General features: G+C 62.1%; 15 protein-coding genes and 1 tRNA gene. 11 read left to right on the top strand and 5 right to left on the bottom strand.

The window, feature by feature from the left end; translation table 11 throughout:
- Window positions 1-153: 153 nt before the first annotated feature.
- The 6 genes from rph to sodC all read left to right on the top strand — a co-directional run bounded on the left by rph (window position 154) and on the right by sodC (window position 7,098).
- Window positions 154-882: a ribonuclease PH gene (gene rph, locus ACODSZ_RS07160; RefSeq protein WP_008328305.1), complete on the top strand. Its 729-nt coding sequence runs from the start codon at window positions 154-156 to the stop codon at window positions 880-882.
- A 154-nt stretch (window positions 883-1,036) separates the two neighbouring features.
- Window positions 1,037-1,627, top strand: a complete 591-nt coding sequence (gene rdgB / locus ACODSZ_RS07155; RefSeq protein WP_008328307.1) for an RdgB/HAM1 family non-canonical purine NTP pyrophosphatase — start codon at window positions 1,037-1,039, stop codon at window positions 1,625-1,627.
- Window positions 1,624-2,868 (top strand): radical SAM family heme chaperone HemW, encoded by a 1,245-nt coding sequence (hemW, locus tag ACODSZ_RS07150; protein ID WP_175342484.1) that lies wholly within the window; start codon window positions 1,624-1,626, stop codon window positions 2,866-2,868. The genes rdgB and hemW overlap by 4 nt, the downstream gene beginning before the upstream one ends.
- A 142-nt stretch (window positions 2,869-3,010) precedes the next feature.
- The gene (locus tag ACODSZ_RS07145) at window positions 3,011-4,210 is read left to right on the top strand and encodes an EAL and HDOD domain-containing protein (RefSeq protein ID WP_034350257.1); all 1,200 of its coding nucleotides are present in this window, start codon (window positions 3,011-3,013) and stop codon (window positions 4,208-4,210) included.
- A 5-nt stretch (window positions 4,211-4,215) separates the two neighbouring features.
- Window positions 4,216-6,288, top strand: a complete 2,073-nt coding sequence (locus tag ACODSZ_RS07140; protein ID WP_034350580.1) for a putative bifunctional diguanylate cyclase/phosphodiesterase — start codon at window positions 4,216-4,218, stop codon at window positions 6,286-6,288.
- A 273-nt stretch (window positions 6,289-6,561) separates the two neighbouring features.
- Window positions 6,562-7,098: a superoxide dismutase [Cu-Zn] SodC gene (gene sodC, locus ACODSZ_RS07135; RefSeq protein WP_488927328.1), complete on the top strand. Its 537-nt coding sequence runs from the start codon at window positions 6,562-6,564 to the stop codon at window positions 7,096-7,098.
- 328 nt (window positions 7,099-7,426) lie between these two features.
- On the opposite strand, the gene ACODSZ_RS07130 is transcribed toward sodC, so the two are convergent.
- The 3 genes from ACODSZ_RS07130 to ACODSZ_RS07120 form a co-directional block, all read right to left on the bottom strand.
- Window positions 7,427-7,520, bottom strand: a tRNA-Ser gene (locus ACODSZ_RS07130).
- Between the two features lie 143 nt (window positions 7,521-7,663).
- Window positions 7,664-8,917 carry an aspartate kinase gene (locus ACODSZ_RS07125; protein WP_034350259.1) on the bottom strand — a complete coding sequence of 418 codons (1,254 nt, stop codon included), beginning with the start codon at window positions 8,915-8,917 and terminating at the stop codon, window positions 7,664-7,666.
- A 526-nt stretch (window positions 8,918-9,443) separates the two neighbouring features.
- Window positions 9,444-9,722, bottom strand: coding sequence for a DUF4148 domain-containing protein (locus ACODSZ_RS07120; protein WP_175342486.1), 279 nt, complete (start codon window positions 9,720-9,722; stop codon window positions 9,444-9,446).
- Between the two features lie 251 nt (window positions 9,723-9,973).
- On the opposite strand from ACODSZ_RS07120, the gene ACODSZ_RS07115 reads away from it, so the two are divergent.
- A complete protein-coding gene (locus ACODSZ_RS07115) occupies window positions 9,974-10,885 on the top strand; it encodes a LysR family transcriptional regulator (protein ID WP_034350261.1) in 912 nt (303 codons plus the stop codon).
- 36 nt (window positions 10,886-10,921) lie between these two features.
- On the opposite strand, the gene ACODSZ_RS07110 is transcribed toward ACODSZ_RS07115, so the two are convergent.
- Entirely contained in the window at window positions 10,922-11,350 is a 429-nt protein-coding gene (locus ACODSZ_RS07110) for a thioredoxin family protein (protein ID WP_488927327.1), read from the bottom strand.
- Between the two features lie 111 nt (window positions 11,351-11,461).
- On the opposite strand from ACODSZ_RS07110, the gene tsaB reads away from it, so the two are divergent.
- Genes tsaB through ACODSZ_RS07090 form a run of 4 tightly spaced genes read left to right on the top strand, consistent with a single transcriptional unit; the run spans window position 11,462 to window position 14,694 of the window.
- Window positions 11,462-12,181, top strand: coding sequence for a tRNA (adenosine(37)-N6)-threonylcarbamoyltransferase complex dimerization subunit type 1 TsaB (tsaB, locus tag ACODSZ_RS07105; RefSeq protein WP_008328322.1), 720 nt, complete (start codon window positions 11,462-11,464; stop codon window positions 12,179-12,181).
- Window positions 12,178-12,678: a ribosomal protein S18-alanine N-acetyltransferase gene (gene rimI, locus ACODSZ_RS07100; RefSeq protein WP_299539719.1), complete on the top strand. Its 501-nt coding sequence runs from the start codon at window positions 12,178-12,180 to the stop codon at window positions 12,676-12,678. Before tsaB ends, rimI begins: the two co-directional genes overlap by 4 nt.
- Window positions 12,675-13,670: a uracil-DNA glycosylase gene (locus tag ACODSZ_RS07095; RefSeq protein ID WP_008328346.1), complete on the top strand. Its 996-nt coding sequence runs from the start codon at window positions 12,675-12,677 to the stop codon at window positions 13,668-13,670. Before rimI ends, ACODSZ_RS07095 begins: the two co-directional genes overlap by 4 nt.
- 13 nt (window positions 13,671-13,683) lie before the next feature.
- Window positions 13,684-14,694: a DUF1853 family protein gene (locus ACODSZ_RS07090; RefSeq protein ID WP_488927326.1), complete on the top strand. Its 1,011-nt coding sequence runs from the start codon at window positions 13,684-13,686 to the stop codon at window positions 14,692-14,694.
- A gap of 34 nt (window positions 14,695-14,728) precedes the next feature.
- Here the strand turns inward: ACODSZ_RS07090 and lplT are convergent, their stop codons facing one another.
- Window positions 14,729-16,000, bottom strand: a complete 1,272-nt coding sequence (gene lplT, locus ACODSZ_RS07085; RefSeq protein ID WP_175342490.1) for a lysophospholipid transporter LplT — start codon at window positions 15,998-16,000, stop codon at window positions 14,729-14,731.
- Window positions 16,001-16,038 lie beyond the last annotated feature (38 nt).

Raw genomic sequence — 16,038 nt, 5'->3', positions numbered from 1 at the left:
GCCCGCATTTTAATGAAGTTTGGCGGCGCCGCGCTATCAAAAACATCAATCGGCCGGATTTTGGCGGCGATTGGCCCCCGACAAGCCGCATTGTGCGCCCGTGGGCCGGCCCGCCACCGGACCAGCCACGCTCAGACCAAGACAAGGAATACCATGACCACTTCCCACCGCCCCAGCGGCCGCAGCGTTTCGCAATTGCGCGACGTGCGCCTGACCCGCCAGTACACCAAGCACGCCGAAGGCTCGGTGCTGGTGGAGTTCGGTGATACGCGCGTGCTGTGCACCGCCTCCATCGAGGAAAAGGTCCCCGGCTTCCTCAAGGGCAAGGGACAAGGCTGGCTGACCGCCGAGTACGGCATGCTGCCGCGCTCCACCCATACCCGCATGGACCGCGAAGCCGCCAAGGGCAAGCAGTCCGGTCGCACCCAGGAAATCCAGCGCCTGATCGGCCGCGCCCTGCGCGCCGCCTTCGACCTGGAAGCTTTTGGCGAGCGCACCCTGCAACTGGACTGTGACGTGCTGCAAGCCGATGGCGGTACCCGCACCGCCGCCATCACCGGTGCCATGGTGGCAGCCTATGACGCTTTCAACGTGCTCAAGTCGCGCGGCCTGATCGAGACCATTCCGGTCAAGCAATTCGTGGCGGCGATCTCGGTGGGCGTCTACCAGGGCGTGCCGGTGCTGGATCTGGACTACCTGGAAGACTCGGATTGCGATACCGACATGAATGTGGTCATGACCGATGGCGGCCACTTCGTCGAAGTGCAGGGCACCGCCGAAGGTGCGGCGTTCGATCGCGCCACCTTGAACAGCCTGCTGGACCTGGCCCAGCAGGGCATCACCACGCTCAACGGCTTGCAGAAGCAGGCCCTGGGGCTGTAAGCCCCGGCCACGTCCCGGCGCAAATCGCCGTACAATGCGGTTGAGAAGCGATATGAACAAAAACGCCATGTGCCACACCGACATGGCGTTTTTCATTGGAGACGCGGTGGCGAAGATGCCCATCCCGCGCGCTCCGTAGAGATCAGGACCAGACATGCAGCCCAAGCAAAAGATCGTGATGGCGTCCAACAACGCCGGCAAACTGAAGGAATTCGCCAGTCTCCTGGGCGAGATCGGACTGGACGTCCGCCCCCAGGGCGAGTTCGACGTGCCCGAGGCGGAGGAGCCCTTCGGCACCTTCGTCGAGAACGCGCTGGCCAAGGCCCGCCATGCCGCCCGCCTGACCGGCCTGCCGGCGCTGGCCGATGATTCCGGGGTCTGCGTCAATGCCCTGGGCGGTGCGCCGGGCGTATACTCCGCCCGCTATGCCGGCGAGCCCAAGTCGGACGCCAACAACAACGCCAGGCTCATCGCCGAGCTGGCAGCGCATGCCGACAAGTCCGCCTATTACTATTGTGTGCTGGTCTATGTGCGTCATGCCGACGATCCGCAGCCGGTCATCGCCGATGGCCTCTGGAAGGGCGAGATCATCGATCAGCCGCGCGGGCAGGGCGGTTTTGGCTATGACCCGTACTTCCTGCTGCCTGCGTTGGGCAAGACCGCTGCCGAACTCACGGCGGCCGAGAAAAATGCCGTCTCCCATCGTGGGCAAGCCCTGCGTGCCCTGGTCGGGAAGCTGGCATGATCCCGATCAAGCCGGTACCGGCCGATATCCCGGCCAGCCGCGCGGCCAGCGGCCCGGCCCAGGCCGCGCTGGCCTTTTTGAAGCCGGGCAGCCTGCAGCTGACGGCCTTGCCGCCTTTGTCGCTTTACGTGCATTTCCCCTGGTGCGTGCGCAAGTGCCCTTATTGCGACTTCAATTCCCATGAAGTGAAGGGCAGTTTCCCGGAAGAGGCTTATCTGGATGCGCTGCGCAGTGATCTGGAGCAGTCACTGCCGCTGATCTGGGGACGCAAGATCCACACCATCTTCATCGGTGGTGGCACCCCCAGCCTGCTGTCGGCGGCCGGCCTGGACCGCCTGCTGTCCGATCTGCGCACCTTGCTGCCCTTCGATAACGACATCGAGATCACCATGGAAGCCAATCCGGGGACCTTCGAGGCTGACAAGTTCCGCTCCTATCGGGACAGCGGCGTCAATCGCCTCTCCATTGGCATCCAGAGCTTCAACAGCCGGCATCTGCATGCCCTGGGGCGCATCCATGATGGCGATCAGGCGCGCAAGGCGGTGGAGATCGCGCACGCCAACTTCGACAATTTCAACCTCGACCTGATGTACGCGCTGCCGCAGCAGACCCTGGAAGAGGCCCGCACCGACATCGCCACGGCCATCGGCTTTGCACCGCCGCATCTGTCGCTGTACCACCTGACGCTGGAGCCCAACACGCTCTTTGCCAAGTATCCGCCGCCGGTGCCGGATGACGACACCAGCGCCGACATGCAGGACATGATCGCCGAGCTGACCAATGCTGCCGGCTACGCCAACTATGAAGTCTCGGCCTACGCCCAGCCCAAGCGCCGCGCCCGGCACAATCTGAATTACTGGCAGTTCGGCGACTACCTCGGCATCGGTGCGGGGGCGCATTCCAAGCTATCCTTCCCGCATCGCATCGTGCGCCAGATGCGGTACAAGCATCCCCAGGCCTATCTGGACCATGTCCGGGCCGGTACCCACATTCAGGAGGAAGCCGAAATCGGTCGTGATGCCCTGGGCTTCGAATTCATGCTCAATGCCTTGCGCCTGACCGAAGGATTCTCACCGAATCTCTTTGCCGAGCGTACCGGCATGAGCTTGAACCAGATCGGGAAAGCGCTCGACCTGGCCGAGCAGAAAGGCATGTTGTATCGCGATCACGCTTTGATCCGGCCAAGCGATCTCGGACGTCGTTTTCTGAATGATTTGCAGGAAATTTTCTTGTCAGAGTAAAGCCATGTTGCAAGGTGGCTTTTATCAGGTATATTTAGAAAAAATTTAATTTTAATTAAGTATTCTGCTGGGAAACTTGTTAATATTCTTTTAACATTGCAGAGCGTCTCAGCAAATCGATGCGGCGCGCCACGATAAAAATATGGCTGTTCAGGATAAAAGCGTTCCATTTCCACTCGTGTTTTTGCAACCCGTTGCGGACGTTCATCACGTCTGGACCGCGTTGTCGCTGCACATTTCACCTGCGGTGGAAGACGACAATGCCTTGCTGTCTCGCTTGTTCAATGAATTTGACCTGCATGACGCACTGGGCGGCCTGAGCTGCATCATCCCGGTGCGTGATCCGGCCGTCTTCGCGCCGGAATTCCAGCACGAGATTCCGCAAGGTCAGCTCGCATTGCGCGTGCCGGTCGAACATTGCGTCGATCCCGGCAAGATCGATGCCCTGGACTGGCTCTACAGCCGGGGTTTTGCCATCATCGCTGATGGCTTGCCGGCACAGGGGGCCAGTGTCTTCCCCTTCGTCGAATCGATGGCGCTGGACGCCGGTGTCGGCCACCTGCCTGAAACGGGTCAATGGCTGCAACGCCTGCGCGGTCCGCATCTGGCCGAGAACGTGGGCGATGCGATTCAGTTCGATGCCTGCCGGGTGGAAGGTTTTCGCTGGTTCTCGGGCGACTACGCCCTGCATCCCGACAGCCGCCTGTCGCAAAAGAATTCCATTTCCCGTGCGCGCCTGCTCAAGCTGCTTGAGCTGGTGGCGCGCGATGCCGACGCCAATGAACTGGAATCCCTGTTGAAGCAGGATCCGGCCTTGTCCTATCAGCTTTTCAAGCTGGTCAGCTCGGCCGCCTTCGGCTTCTCGGCGCATATCACCAATTTCACCCAGGCCATCAACCTGCTGGGCCGTCGCCAGCTGCAGCGCTGGCTGCAATTGCTGCTGTATGCGCGCTTCCCCGGCGACGAGTCGGCCAATCCGCTGCTGCCGCGCGCGGCAGCCCGTGCGGCGATGATGGAGGCGATGGCACAGAAGGTCACCTGCACCCAGGAAGAACTGGATCGGGCCTTCATCACCGGCATGTTCTCGCTGCTGGACATCCTGCTGGGCATGCCGCTCAACGACATCATCGAGCCGCTCAAGCTGCCGGTGGATATCGTCAATGCGCTGGTGCATCGCAGCGGTCGACTGGGCAAGCTGCTGGACGTGGTCGAGCGCTCCGAAGATGGCCGCATTCCGCTGCGCCACGTGGATCTGGATGCGGCCGGTCTTGATGCCGAGGTGTATTGCCGTTGTCTGATCCAGGCCTTCAATTGGGCTACACGCGTCAGTACTGAGGCGTGATGACGATGATTTCCTCCGTGGGCACTGACGATCTGGCATGCTGTTCGGCACTGCTGGACGCCATGCAGAGCCTGCAGGGCATGGCCCTGCATGCCGCACTCGGAGGGATTGCGTCGGGTTTTCTCAAGCGTCCCGGTGGACGCTATGTCCTCAGCCCGCCAATGGAAGCGCCCAACGGGCTGTGCCAGGCGGTGGAGCATGAGGGCGCCCAGTTCGGTTACTTCGTCTTCCCGGCCCTGACCCGTCCTTACACCGAGCTGGAGCGCACCCGCCTGACCATGCTGGCGGCCTTCCTGGGCCGACTGATGCAGCGTCGCGCCGAGACCGACAAGCGCGCCCGTTCGCTGGACCAGATCGAGGCCAAGCTGGAGCAGCAGGCGCAGATCCTCAATCAGATGCACGAGTCCGTCATCACCATGGACCCGGCTGGTTTCATCACCAGCTGGAACCGGGGCGCCGAGCAGCTCTTCGGTTACAGTGCGCTGGAGGCCATCGGTCGCAATGTGCTGTTCCTCTATGAGAACGAAGAGCAAGAGGATTGCCTGCACGACCTGTTCCTGGAGCAGGGCGGCCGCGAAATGGAAGTGCGTCGCCGCAAGAAGTCCGGCGAGGTGTTCTGGGCCAGTCTGTCTCTGTCGGTCATGCGCGACCAGAATGGCCATCCGATCGGTCTGATCGGTTATCTCAACGACATCACCGAACGCAAGAATGCCGAAAAGCTGATTCATCACCTGGCCTATTACGACGCTCTGACCGGACTGCCCAACCGCACCTTGCTCACGCGCACGGTCGACCAGGCGCTCACGGAAGCGCGTCATGAAGACATGCACGGCTGCGTGATGTTCATCGACCTGAACCGTTTCAAGCCCATCAACGACACCTTGGGTCACGTCGCCGGCGACATGCTGCTGGTGGAAGTGGCCATTCGCCTGCGTCGTGCCTTGCGCGAGCAGGACGTGGTGGCGCGCCTGGGGGCTGATGAATTCGCGGTGGCGCTGTTCGACATCGACAAGGACTATCACCCCGGCTTCGTCGCCCAGAAACTGCTGGCCGTATTTGATGATCCCTTCTTCATCGACGGCCATGAGCTGCGCGTGGGCGCCAGCATTGGCGTGAGCATGTATCCGGAAGACGCCACCGATACCGAAACCCTGCTGCGACTGGCCGACATCGCCATGTATCGTGCCAAGCAGGGCGGCGATAACAATGAAGGCGGCTACGTCTACTACAGCGAAGAGATGAACCGCAACACGCTGGACCTGTTGCGCATCGAAACCGGCCTGCTGCATGCCTTCGAATACAACGAACTGCTGCTGTATTACCAGCCCAAGGTGGATATGAACACCCTGGCCATCACCGGTGGCGAAGCCCTGGTGCGCTGGCAGCATCCGGAGCGCGGGCTGCTGCTGCCGGGCGAATTCATCCCGATTGCTGAAGAAACGGGTCTGATCGTCCAGCTCAGTGACTGGGTACTGGATGCCGTGTGCCGACAGGCGCGTTCATGGCGGGATGCCGGCCTGGCGCCGATCCGCATCGCCCTGAACGTGACGGCGCGTGAATTCACCCGCTCGCTGCCTGATCGCGTGCGTGCCGCCCTGAACCGCCATTCGCTCAGCGGCGACTGGCTGGAGCTGGAAATCACCGAAAGCATGCTGATGCACAGCACCGATCGCGTCATTTCCATCATGGAAAAGATCTGTAGCCTGGGTATCACGATTTCGCTGGATGATTTCGGCACCGGCTATTCCAGTCTGTCCTATCTGAAGCGTTTCCCCATCAATACGCTCAAGATTGACCGTTCCTTCACCATGGGCATTCCGGACGATACCAATGACTGCGCCATTGCCAGCGCCATCATCGGCATCGCCAAGCAATTGCGCCACAAGGTCATTGCTGAAGGCGTGGAGACTGAAAAACAGTTCAACTTCCTGCGCGAGGCCGGTTGCAATGAATTGCAGGGCTTCCTGTTCTCGCGCCCGATTCCTGCTGCGGACTTCCATGCCATGCTGCTGGAGGGGCGCAAGCTCAACGTCGCACCGGATACGATCCCGCCTGCCACCGGTCTTCCTGACCAATGATGCCAATGATGCCAGTGAGCGGGCAGCGCCTTCTCGCTGGTCGGCTTCCTGCTGTCTTCCTCAACTGACGATTTGTCCTCTGCCTGGGCCTGGGCCTGGTCCGGGAGCGCGGGAGCGTGTTGCCGGAAACTTGATACCTTCGGGCATTCTCTAGAACTTTTTCGGTCTGAGGGGAGAATGTTGTCCAGATTTCATCGCGGATTTCGCCGGTTTTCCGTGTGCTGCCGTGTCAGTGCTTATTCTTCACCTTTCAACCAACGAAGGAGAATGACCATGAAACAACGTATAGCATTGCTGGCCCTGTTGGCCGGCGCATCTGCGGCTTCGGCCGCCATGGCTGCCGGTGAGTCTGTCAAGGTGGCGCTGAACCTGGTCAATGGCCAGGGGGTGGTCTCCCCGGCGGGGGAGGTGACCATCAGCCAGACGCCTTATGGATTGGTATTCCAGCCGACGTTGTCGGGCTTGCCTGCCGGTGTGCACGGCTTCCATCTGCATCAGAACGCTTCCTGCGCGCCGCAGGAAAAGGATGGAAAGATGGAGGCGGCACTGGCTGCGGGTGGTCACTGGGATCCGCAGCAGACCGGTCAGCATGAAGGTCCGTACGGCCAGGGGCATCTGGGCGATTTGCCGGCGCTTTACGTTACGGCTGACGGCAAGGCCAACTATCCGGTGCTGGCACCGCGCCTGAAGACCCTGGATCAGGTCCGTGGGCATGCGCTGATGGTGCATGTGGGCGGGGATAATCACGCGGATCATCCGGCGGCGTTGGGTGGTGGGGGTGCGCGACTGGCGTGTGGTGTGATCCAGTAGGGATGTGGCCTTCCGGGCCTGAGTATGGGGCCGGGAGCAGGTGGAGCGTCGCCATCAATCTTCAAGATAACTAGCTGTAGTTTCCGATGACTGGCTATGCGGCAATTGCTTTGGGCGGCTTGATCAAGCTTTCTGCAGGAATGCCGAGTCCTTGGTTTGGCTTCCAGATCAAGCGATGGCGAAAATAATAGACGCCGTGGCGAGATTGATGGATTCCGCTGGGGATTCGCATGGGCCTTTTACTGAAAAAGGGAGGGGGCCTGCGGGCGACTCCACATCCGAAAACCAAATAAAAAAGCCCCTGTAAAAACAGGGGCTTAGTAATGCTTGGCGGAGACGGAGGGATTCGAACCCTCGATACAGGTTTAAGCCCGTATGCTTCCTTAGCAGGGAAGTGCCTTCGACCACTCGGCCACGTCTCCACACTGAAGGCGGTTATCGCATTGCTGCGTTGCCTCAGCGAAGACCGAGATAATATCTTCTCATTTGCATCCGGTCAACAGTGGTCTTGCAAATAATCACCGTTTTTTCACCGCTACGGTCTTCGCCTTGAACGGCGCTTGATTTACTTGGCGCTGTCCAGGTCGAAAGCCTTGTGCAGAGCGCGCACGGCCAGCTCCATGTACTTCTCGTCGATCAGTACCGAGATCTTGATTTCCGAGGTGGAGATCATCTGGATGTTCACGCCTTCTTCGGACAGGGTGCGGAACATCTGCGAAGCGATACCCACATGGCTGCGCATGCCCACGCCCACCACCGAGACCTTGGAGACCTTGGTGTCGCCATTGATGGCTGCCGCACCGATGTGCGCCTTGACGCTGCTGTTCAACACTTCCACGGCCTTGGCGTATTCGGCGCGCGGGACCGTGAAGGTGAAGTCGGTCTTGCCTTCCACCGACTGGTTCTGGATGATCATGTCCACTTCGATGTTGGCATCGGCCACCGGGCCCAGGATCTGGTAGGCGATGCCCGGACGGTCGGGCACGCCCAGCACGGTGATCTTGGCTTCGTCGCGGCTGAAGGCGATGCCGGTGATGGTTGCTTGTTCCATGTTCTTGTCTTCCTCAAACGAAATCAGGGTGCCGGAGGCGGCTTCTTCGGCCAGCGGCGTGAGCGGGTCGGTCAGCGACGACAGCACCCGGGTCGGCATCTTGTAGTTGCCGGCAAATTCCACGGAGCGGATCTGCAGGACCTTGGAACCCAGGGAGGCCATTTCCAGCATCTCCTCGAAGGTCACGGTCTTCAGACGGCGGGCGTCGCTCACCACGCGCGGGTCGGTGGTGTAGACACCATCCACGTCGGTGTAGATCAGGCATTCGGCAGCCTTCATGGCTGCGGCCACGGCTACGGCCGAGGTGTCCGAGCCGCCACGGCCCAGGGTGGTGATGTTGCCGTCGGCGTCCACCCCCTGGAAGCCAGTGATGATGACGACCTTGCCGGCGTTCAGATCCTTGCGCACCTTGGCGTCATCAATGGAGCGGATACGCGCCTTGGTGAAGGCCGAGTCCGTCTTGATGGGCACTTGCCAGCCGGCATAGGAGACAGCCTGCTTGCCCAGCGCCTGCAGGGCAATGGCCAAGAGCGCCACCGAGACCTGTTCGCCGGTCGAGGCCAGCATGTCCAGCTCGCGGCCGTCGGGCTGGGCCATGATTTCCTTGGCCATGCCCAGGAGGCGGTTGGTTTCACCAGACATCGCCGAAGGCACGACAACGATCTGATGGCCGGCGTCGTGCCATTTGGCAACGCGCTTTGCGACATTCTGGATGCGCTCGATCGAGCCCATCGAGGTGCCGCCGTATTTGTGAACGTATAAAGCCATAGGGGATAAAAAAAGGTGGCCCGACTTTGACAAGAAAACCCTGAGCTAGGCCGGAAGGAACAAACCCTTGACTTTACATGCGGTGCGCCAAAATCTCAAGGAAAAGCGCGATTGCACACGGTTTTGCAGGGATTTTTGCATGACGCGTTGCAGCAAGAAAAGTGCATCGACACACTGCGGCGCGCATGATTGCGCTTGCGCACACGGCAACAATGCACGTCAGGTGCGTCAAGGGCGTGTCAGGTGAAGAAAAGCGGGAGGGGCAGGATGAAGGAGGAGGTCTGGTGCACCAGCTGTCATGCGCCCGTTCAAGGCTGGCGGCATGGCAGATGGTGCTGCGGTACGGAGACTGCGGTACTGCTGGTGATGCTTTGCTGGGCTGTCACGTCATCCTGGCACGGCGGTTCGGACGCAGGCGGCTGGCACTCGTTCGCGTTCATTCAGGTACAACGCGGGGGATGCGCCGGTGCGGAACACTGCCCTGACGGAATCGGTTCATCCGGATAGCGGATGCGGATCGCTTCGATCAGGCGCCGTTGTACAGATTTTGGGCTGCGCTGCTGGCCTGTTGCACCTGGCTTGCGACATCCTGGCGGCTCAGTTGCGAGGGAGCCTGGCGGATGACAGGGTATTCATTGCGCAGGGCAATCTCGTGACTGGCTTGGGCACGTTGCAGCTCGGCCTTGACGTCGGCGCGGGTCCGGGTCGAGTGGAACGGGGTTTCCGGCGGATACGGGGCTTCAGCCATGGCGGCGCCGGCGGCGGCGAGCAGGGAGGCGGCAACGACGATGTTCTTGATGTTCATGATAATGTCCTCTGTCTGGATAAGTGGTGGTTGTTCTTCTCCAAAGGCCGACGAGTCGTGGGAACGAGCCATGCTCTCCTTGTGGGAAAGCCCACTCGTGGGCGATCTGGTGAAGTCGGCTGGCGCTGGGCTTGTTGCTTTGCTGCGTTGCGCCAACCGATGACTGAAGTGTAAATATTGCGAAGACGAAGAAAAATAGGTTTAATCGGAATTGACTATTTCTCTTTGTGGAACAATCGGGGACTTGAAAAATGGATCGGTTGCAATCAATGCGGGTGTTTGCGAAGGTGGTCGAGCAGGGTAGTTTCGTGCGGGCGGCCGAGTTGCTGGACATCTCCAATGCCGTGGCGACCCGTTTCATTGCAGATCTTGAGGCGCACCTGGGTACGCGCCTGCTCAACCGCTCCACGCGCCGGCTGTCCCTGACCGAGGCCGGACAAGCCTATCTGGAGCGGGTCCGCATGATCCTGTCCGAGGTCGATGATGCCGAGGCCCTGGTATCGATGGAAACCAAGCGCCCGGCCGGCACCTTGGCGATCTACTCCAATGCCGGTTTCGGGCAATCGCAATTGGGCGAGATGCTGGCTGCCTACAGCGGCAGCTATCCCGATGTGGGGCTGGACATCTATCTGTCAGACCGCTCCATCGACCTGGTGGAGGAGGGCATCGACATCGGATTCTTCAGCAGCTTGCAAAAGTTCGACGCCAGCATGATCGTGCGACAACTGGGTGTGGCCAAGGTGATCCTTTGTGCTTCACCTGCTTACCTGGCCCGCGCCGGTGCGCCCGAACAGCCCGAAGATCTGTCGCGTCACAGCTGCCTGAACTTCTCGCATGAATATTTGCGCCATCACTGGCATGTCAATACCGAGGCCGGCGTGATGGATGTGCCCATCGTCAGCAAGGTGGTCTCCAACAGCGGCGTGTTGCTGCGCGACCTGGCGCTGGCGGGCATGGGCATCGTGATGCGCCCTTCCTACTCGCTGGGTGATGATCTGCGTTGCGGCAAGCTGGTGCAGGTGCTGCCGGACTTCGACATGGGGCAGGTGGTCATTTCGATGGTGTATCCGAGCCGCCGGCTGCTCTCGGCCAAGGTGCGCAGTTTTGCCGATTTCATCAGCGCCCGTTTCCCGCATCCCGAAACCGATCCCTGGCTGACCTGACGCCCCGATGCCGAGCGCTCCAGGCAACACAAGTGCTTAGCCGATCACATCGGCCAGCTTGCCCAGCAGGCTGCAGTCTTGCTGCCAGCTGCGTCGTTCGGCGGAGCTGGCGGCTTCGCGCTGCAGATCGGCGTCGCTCCTGTCGACCTGGGCCAGCAGGATACGCTCGGCCAGCCGGGTATCTGGCTCCATGGGGCCGAAGAAGGCCACCGTGGCGCCACGTTCGATGAGCAGGGTGGGGAAGTTGTCGATGTCGAGATCACCGACCAGGTCGGCCTGGTCCTCGATATCGATCCAGACGAAATGATGTTGCGGATAGCGCGCCGCCCAGGCCTGGAAAGCAGCTTCATATTCACGGCAGCTGCCACACCAGTTCGCACACAGGCAAGCCACGACCCAGGTGTCGTTGCGAAGCGCCTCGGCGAGGTGGCGGCGGTTGGTTTGGTCTAATTTCTGGTAGGACATGGCGCGCCTATTTTACCCCCTTCGCGGCGCAGGGTTTTGCGCTGCCGCACAAAGGCTCACGATGGATGCGAACGAACCGAACAATTGCGCGCCGCACGGTAAAATAGCGGGATGTCCACGATTCTTGCCATTGAAACCTCCACCGAGCTGGCCTCGGCGGCCTTGCTCTACCGGGGCGAACTGATTGCGCGTCAATCCTCCGGCGCCCAGACCCATTCCGATGCCATTCTCCCCATGATCCAGCAATTGCTGGCCGATGCCGGCCTGGCGCTGTCGCAATGCGATGCGCTGGCCTTTGGCGTCGGGCCGGGCTCCTTCACCGGCGTGCGCACCGCGTGCGGTGTGGTGCAGGGCTTGTCCTTTGGTTGCGACCGTCCGGTGGTGCCGGTGCTCACCCTGGAAGCGGCGGCCCAGGCCTGCCGCGATGAAACACCGGAGGCCGCCGATGTGCTGGCCATCCTCGATGCCCGCATGGGGGAGGTCTATTGGGCCCGCTACCGGGCCCGCGCCGATGGCGGCTGGGATGTCCTGGCCGCGCCGGCCTTGTCATCGGCCGCCCAGGTGCCGGTGGAGGGTCGGCCCCATGCCTGCGGCAACGGCTTGTCGGTGCATGCCACGCATTTCAGTACCGGTTTCTGCGAGGCCGCCTTTGCCAGCGTGCATCCGCTGGCCATGCCGCATGCGCGCCAGGTGGCGACCCTGGGCCAGGTCCATTTCAGCGCGGGCGTCGCCTTGCCGGCGCAGCAGGCGCAGCCGCTCTACCTGCGCAACAAGGTCGCCCTGACCACGGCCGAACGCGAGGTGCGCGATGCCGCCAAGGGGGCGGCATGATGCCGGAGGACCCGGCGTTGCCCCGGTCCGTATCGCATCCGCGCTATGGACGCCTGCAATTTGCGGCCATGGGCGCCAGCGACCTGGATGCGGTGGTGCGTATCGAAGAGGCCGTCTATTCGCACCCCTGGACGCGTGGCAACTTTCAGGATTCGCTCTACAGTGGCTACCAGGCGCAGACCTTGCGAGACGTGCACGGCGAATTGCTGGGTTATTTTCTGGTCATGCTGGCCGTCGATGAGGCCCACCTGCTCAACATCAGCGTGGCGGCCCTGCATCAGCATCAGGGCCTGGGCCGCCTGCTGCTGGACCAGGCCAGCGCCACGGCACGCCAGCGCCACATGCGCACCATGCTGCTGGAAGTGCGCGAGTCCAACCAGCATGCCGCCAAGGTCTATCGCCAGTACGGCTTTACTGAAATCGGCCGACGCAAGAACTACTATCCCGCTGCCAACCAGACCCGAGAAGGGGCTATCGTCATGAGCCTGCCCTTATGAGTGAAGAATTGAAACAAGAGCCCGGTTTCGGCTCCTCCCTGGCCCTGCTGGATGCGCTGGGTATCGGCCCGGTCTGGGTGCGGCGTGAACTGGCGGTGGAAGAAGTGCAGGGCGCAGCCGCCACGCAAGAAACCCTTGCCCCGACCCCTGCCGCTCCGGTCGAATCGCCCAACGTCAGCGCACCGCAGCCGGTCGCAGCAGAAGCCAAGGCAGCCGTCGTGACGCATGCGCGACCATCTCCACCTTTGCCCGTCGCGCCTGCTCCCGCGGCTGCGCCGGTGGAGCAAGAGGGCGGCCCACCCTCCTGGCTGGACGATATGGACTTCGGCACCGCACTGGAGCCCGTGCTCATTCCGGACGGCGACGAGGAGCAAGACGCGCCGTCCGTCGATCCCCTGATCGCCCGCCTCAAGACCATGGACTGGCCGCAGTTGAAGCAGCAGGTCGCCGGGTGCCGCCGTTGCGGCCTGTGTCAGGGGCGCAAGAATACGGTCTTTGGCGTAGGCGATGAAAAGGCCCGGTGGCTCTTCATCGGCGAAGGTCCGGGCCGCAATGAGGACCAGCAGGGCGAACCCTTCGTCGGCCCCGCCGGCAAGCTGCTGGACAACATGCTGCTGTCCATGGGCGTCAAGCGCGGCGAGAATGCCTACATCGCCAATATCGTCAAATGCCGTCCCACCGACGACAACGGCCGCGACCGTCCGCCTTCCCCCCAGGAAGTGGCCGCTTGCCTGCCTTATCTGCAGCGCCAGATCGAGCTGATCCAGCCCACGGTGCTGGTGGCGCTGGGCAAGACGGCGGCCATTTCGCTGCTGGGCATGGATCCGGCGACGCCGGTCTCGCGCCTGCGTGGCACGGTGCATCGCTACCAGGACCGTCCGCTGGTGGTGACCTACCACCCGGCCTATCTGTTGCGCACGCTCACCGACAAAAGCAAGGCCTGGGCCGACCTGTGCCTGGCCATGAGTACCTACCAGGCGCAGTCGCGCTGAAGCGATGCCGGGCATGGACCTGACCACGCACCAGGCGCGTTTTCACCAGCGTTGGCCGGAGTTGCGCGATCCCCACGTACGCGCGCTGGCCTGGCTGCTGTATGCCCCCGATCTGCTGGCACCGCATGCGGCCTGCTGGGAGGGCCGCATTGCCACGCTGGGCCAGCTTTCGTCCGAGGTGGCTGACTGGCTGCACGAGTTGCAATTCGATCCCGCTGGCAACGCGGCGCTGCACGCGCACATGGCGCAGCAGCCCTCGGGCCGCCTGGGCCGCTACGCCGAAAAGCTGCTCGGCTTCTATCTGCGTCATCAGGACTGTCTGGTCGCGGCCAATCTGCAGGTGCGCAATCAGGAGGGCGCGCGGGAAACCCTGGGCGAGTTCGATTTCCTGATCCGCTCCCCCGAGGCCGAGACCGATGGCGGACTCGTCCACTGGGAGTTCGCCACCAAGTTCTACTTGCTGCAGGCGCGGCAGCTTTCCGGGTCGGCCGGGGCGGAGGCCTTCGTCGGTCCCAATCTGGCCGATTCGCTCGGGCGCAAGATGCGCAAGATCCTGCAGCAGCAGTTGCGGCTGTCCGCGCATCCCTCTGCCCAGGCTGTCTTGCCTGCGCCGGTGGTGGCAGCGCGCGCCCTGGTCAAGGGATGGTTGTTCTATCCGCTGGGCGCAGCGCTGGCGTTGCCAGTTTCCATGGGCATTGCCGACGATCATTGCCGGGGATTCTGGTGCGATGCGGCCTGGCTGCCGGCCATCGACGAGCAGCCGATGCGCTACGCCTTGTTGCCGCGCCTGTCCTGGCTGGCGCCAGCCCGTCTGCCTGCCGCGCAGGGGCTGTCGCTGGGGCAATTGATGGACAGGCTGGAGGAGATGTTCTGCGCTGACGACAGCCCGGTGATGGTGGCGCAGTGTCGTCCGCAGGAGGGCACAGAGCCGGAACTGCTGGAAGTGATGCGGGGTTTCGTGGTGCCGCCACAGTGGGAAGCGCGTGCCGCCACGACCGTGCAGCACGCCATCGTCCAGGTCTGAACCGGCGGTCCGGACCTTTCAATGCAGCGGGGAATCAGTGGTGGGGATGCTTGTCCTCGCCGATCAGCGCCAGCGAGTCGTGCTCGCGCTGGTTGGCGGCATGGCGGCGCATGATCAGATACATGATGCCGGCCACGAAGGAACCGAAGATGATGATGACGGTATTGACATCCAGGTTCATGCGCACCATGAAGGCATACAGCACCAGCATGGTCAGCACCGAGAGGTTTTCGTTGAAGTTCTGCACGGCAATCGAGTGGCCGGCGCTCATGAGCACGTGACCACGGTGCTGCAGCAGGGCATTCATCGGTACCACGAAGTACCCCGACAGGGCGCCCACGATCACCAGCAGCGGATAGGCCACCCACACCGAGGTGGTGGTGGTCATCAGCATCACCACGATGCCCATGATGATGCCCAGCGGCATGACGGTCAGCGATTTCTTCAGCGGCACGAAGCGCGCTGCGGCCACCGCGCCCAGCGCCACGCCCAGGGCGACGATGCCCTGCAGGATGGCGGCCTTGTCCAGCGGCATGTGCAGTGACTTCTCGGCCCACTTCAGGACGATGAACTGCAGCGTCGCCCCGGCGCCCCAGAAGAGCGTGGTCACGGCCAGCGAGATCTGGCCCAGCTTGTCCTTCCACAGGGTGGTGAAGCAGCCGGCGAAATCGACGATGAGACGGATGGGATTGCGTTCCTGGTGCTCGTAGCGGGCACCGGTATCAGGGATGTAGAAGTTGAACAGCGCGGCGATGATGTAGATGCAGGAGATGATGCACAGGGCCGCTTCGGTAGGGGTGTTGATGGGCAGGTCGATCATCGGGAAATCGAAGCTGAGGATCACGGCCGACACCTTGGGATTGACCAGTGCCCCGCCCAGGACCGTTCCCATGATGATCGAGCCCACCGTCAGCCCCTCGATCCAGCCGTTGGCGGCGACCAGTTTTTCCGGCGGCAGCAGTTCGGTGAGGATCCCGTACTTGGCCGGCGAATAGGCCGCCGCGCCGAAGCCGACCACCGCATAGGCCAGCAGCGGGTGCACGGTGAAGAACATGAGGGAACAGCCGCCGATCTTGATCATGTTGGTGATCAACATGACCTTGCCCTTGGGGAAGGCGTCGGCGAAGGCGCCCACGAAGGCCGCCAGTAGCACATAGGAAAGCACGAAGAACAGCTTCAGCAGCGGGGTCATCCACGCTGGCGAGTGCATTTCGGCAAGTAGGGCGATGGCGGCGATCAGCAGCGCGTTATCGGCGAGCGACGAAAAGAACTGCGCCGCCATGATGGTATAGAAACCGCGATTCATCCCTGTCCAAGATGTATAACAAATGATGTCCGGGTAGC

It is taken from the genome of Herbaspirillum sp. FG34, assembly GCF_057809315.1.
The sequence above is the reverse complement of the archived record's forward strand: the minus strand, read 5'-3'. Positions and strand labels throughout refer to the sequence as shown.

What these genes read in the sequence shown, in the direction of transcription:
- rph (WP_008328305.1), top strand. Translation starts at nt 154, where the DNA reads ATGACCACTTCCCACCGCCCCAGCGGCCGCAGCGTTTCGCAATTGCGC.
- rdgB (WP_008328307.1), top strand. Translation starts at nt 1,037, where the DNA reads ATGCAGCCCAAGCAAAAGATCGTGATGGCGTCCAACAACGCCGGCAAA.
- hemW (WP_175342484.1), top strand. Translation starts at nt 1,624, where the DNA reads ATGATCCCGATCAAGCCGGTACCGGCCGATATCCCGGCCAGCCGCGCG.
- ACODSZ_RS07145 (WP_034350257.1), top strand. Translation starts at nt 3,011, where the DNA reads ATGGCTGTTCAGGATAAAAGCGTTCCATTTCCACTCGTGTTTTTGCAA.
- ACODSZ_RS07140 (WP_034350580.1), top strand. Translation starts at nt 4,216, where the DNA reads ATGATTTCCTCCGTGGGCACTGACGATCTGGCATGCTGTTCGGCACTG.
- sodC (WP_488927328.1), top strand. Translation starts at nt 6,562, where the DNA reads ATGAAACAACGTATAGCATTGCTGGCCCTGTTGGCCGGCGCATCTGCG.
- ACODSZ_RS07125 (WP_034350259.1), bottom strand. Translation starts at nt 8,917, where the DNA reads ATGGCTTTATACGTTCACAAATACGGCGGCACCTCGATGGGCTCGATC.
- ACODSZ_RS07120 (WP_175342486.1), bottom strand. Translation starts at nt 9,722, where the DNA reads ATGAACATCAAGAACATCGTCGTTGCCGCCTCCCTGCTCGCCGCCGCC.
- ACODSZ_RS07115 (WP_034350261.1), top strand. Translation starts at nt 9,974, where the DNA reads ATGGATCGGTTGCAATCAATGCGGGTGTTTGCGAAGGTGGTCGAGCAG.
- ACODSZ_RS07110 (WP_488927327.1), bottom strand. Translation starts at nt 11,350, where the DNA reads ATGTCCTACCAGAAATTAGACCAAACCAACCGCCGCCACCTCGCCGAG.
- tsaB (WP_008328322.1), top strand. Translation starts at nt 11,462, where the DNA reads ATGTCCACGATTCTTGCCATTGAAACCTCCACCGAGCTGGCCTCGGCG.
- rimI (WP_299539719.1), top strand. Translation starts at nt 12,178, where the DNA reads ATGATGCCGGAGGACCCGGCGTTGCCCCGGTCCGTATCGCATCCGCGC.
- ACODSZ_RS07095 (WP_008328346.1), top strand. Translation starts at nt 12,675, where the DNA reads ATGAGTGAAGAATTGAAACAAGAGCCCGGTTTCGGCTCCTCCCTGGCC.
- ACODSZ_RS07090 (WP_488927326.1), top strand. Translation starts at nt 13,684, where the DNA reads ATGGACCTGACCACGCACCAGGCGCGTTTTCACCAGCGTTGGCCGGAG.
- lplT (WP_175342490.1), bottom strand. Translation starts at nt 16,000, where the DNA reads ATGAATCGCGGTTTCTATACCATCATGGCGGCGCAGTTCTTTTCGTCG.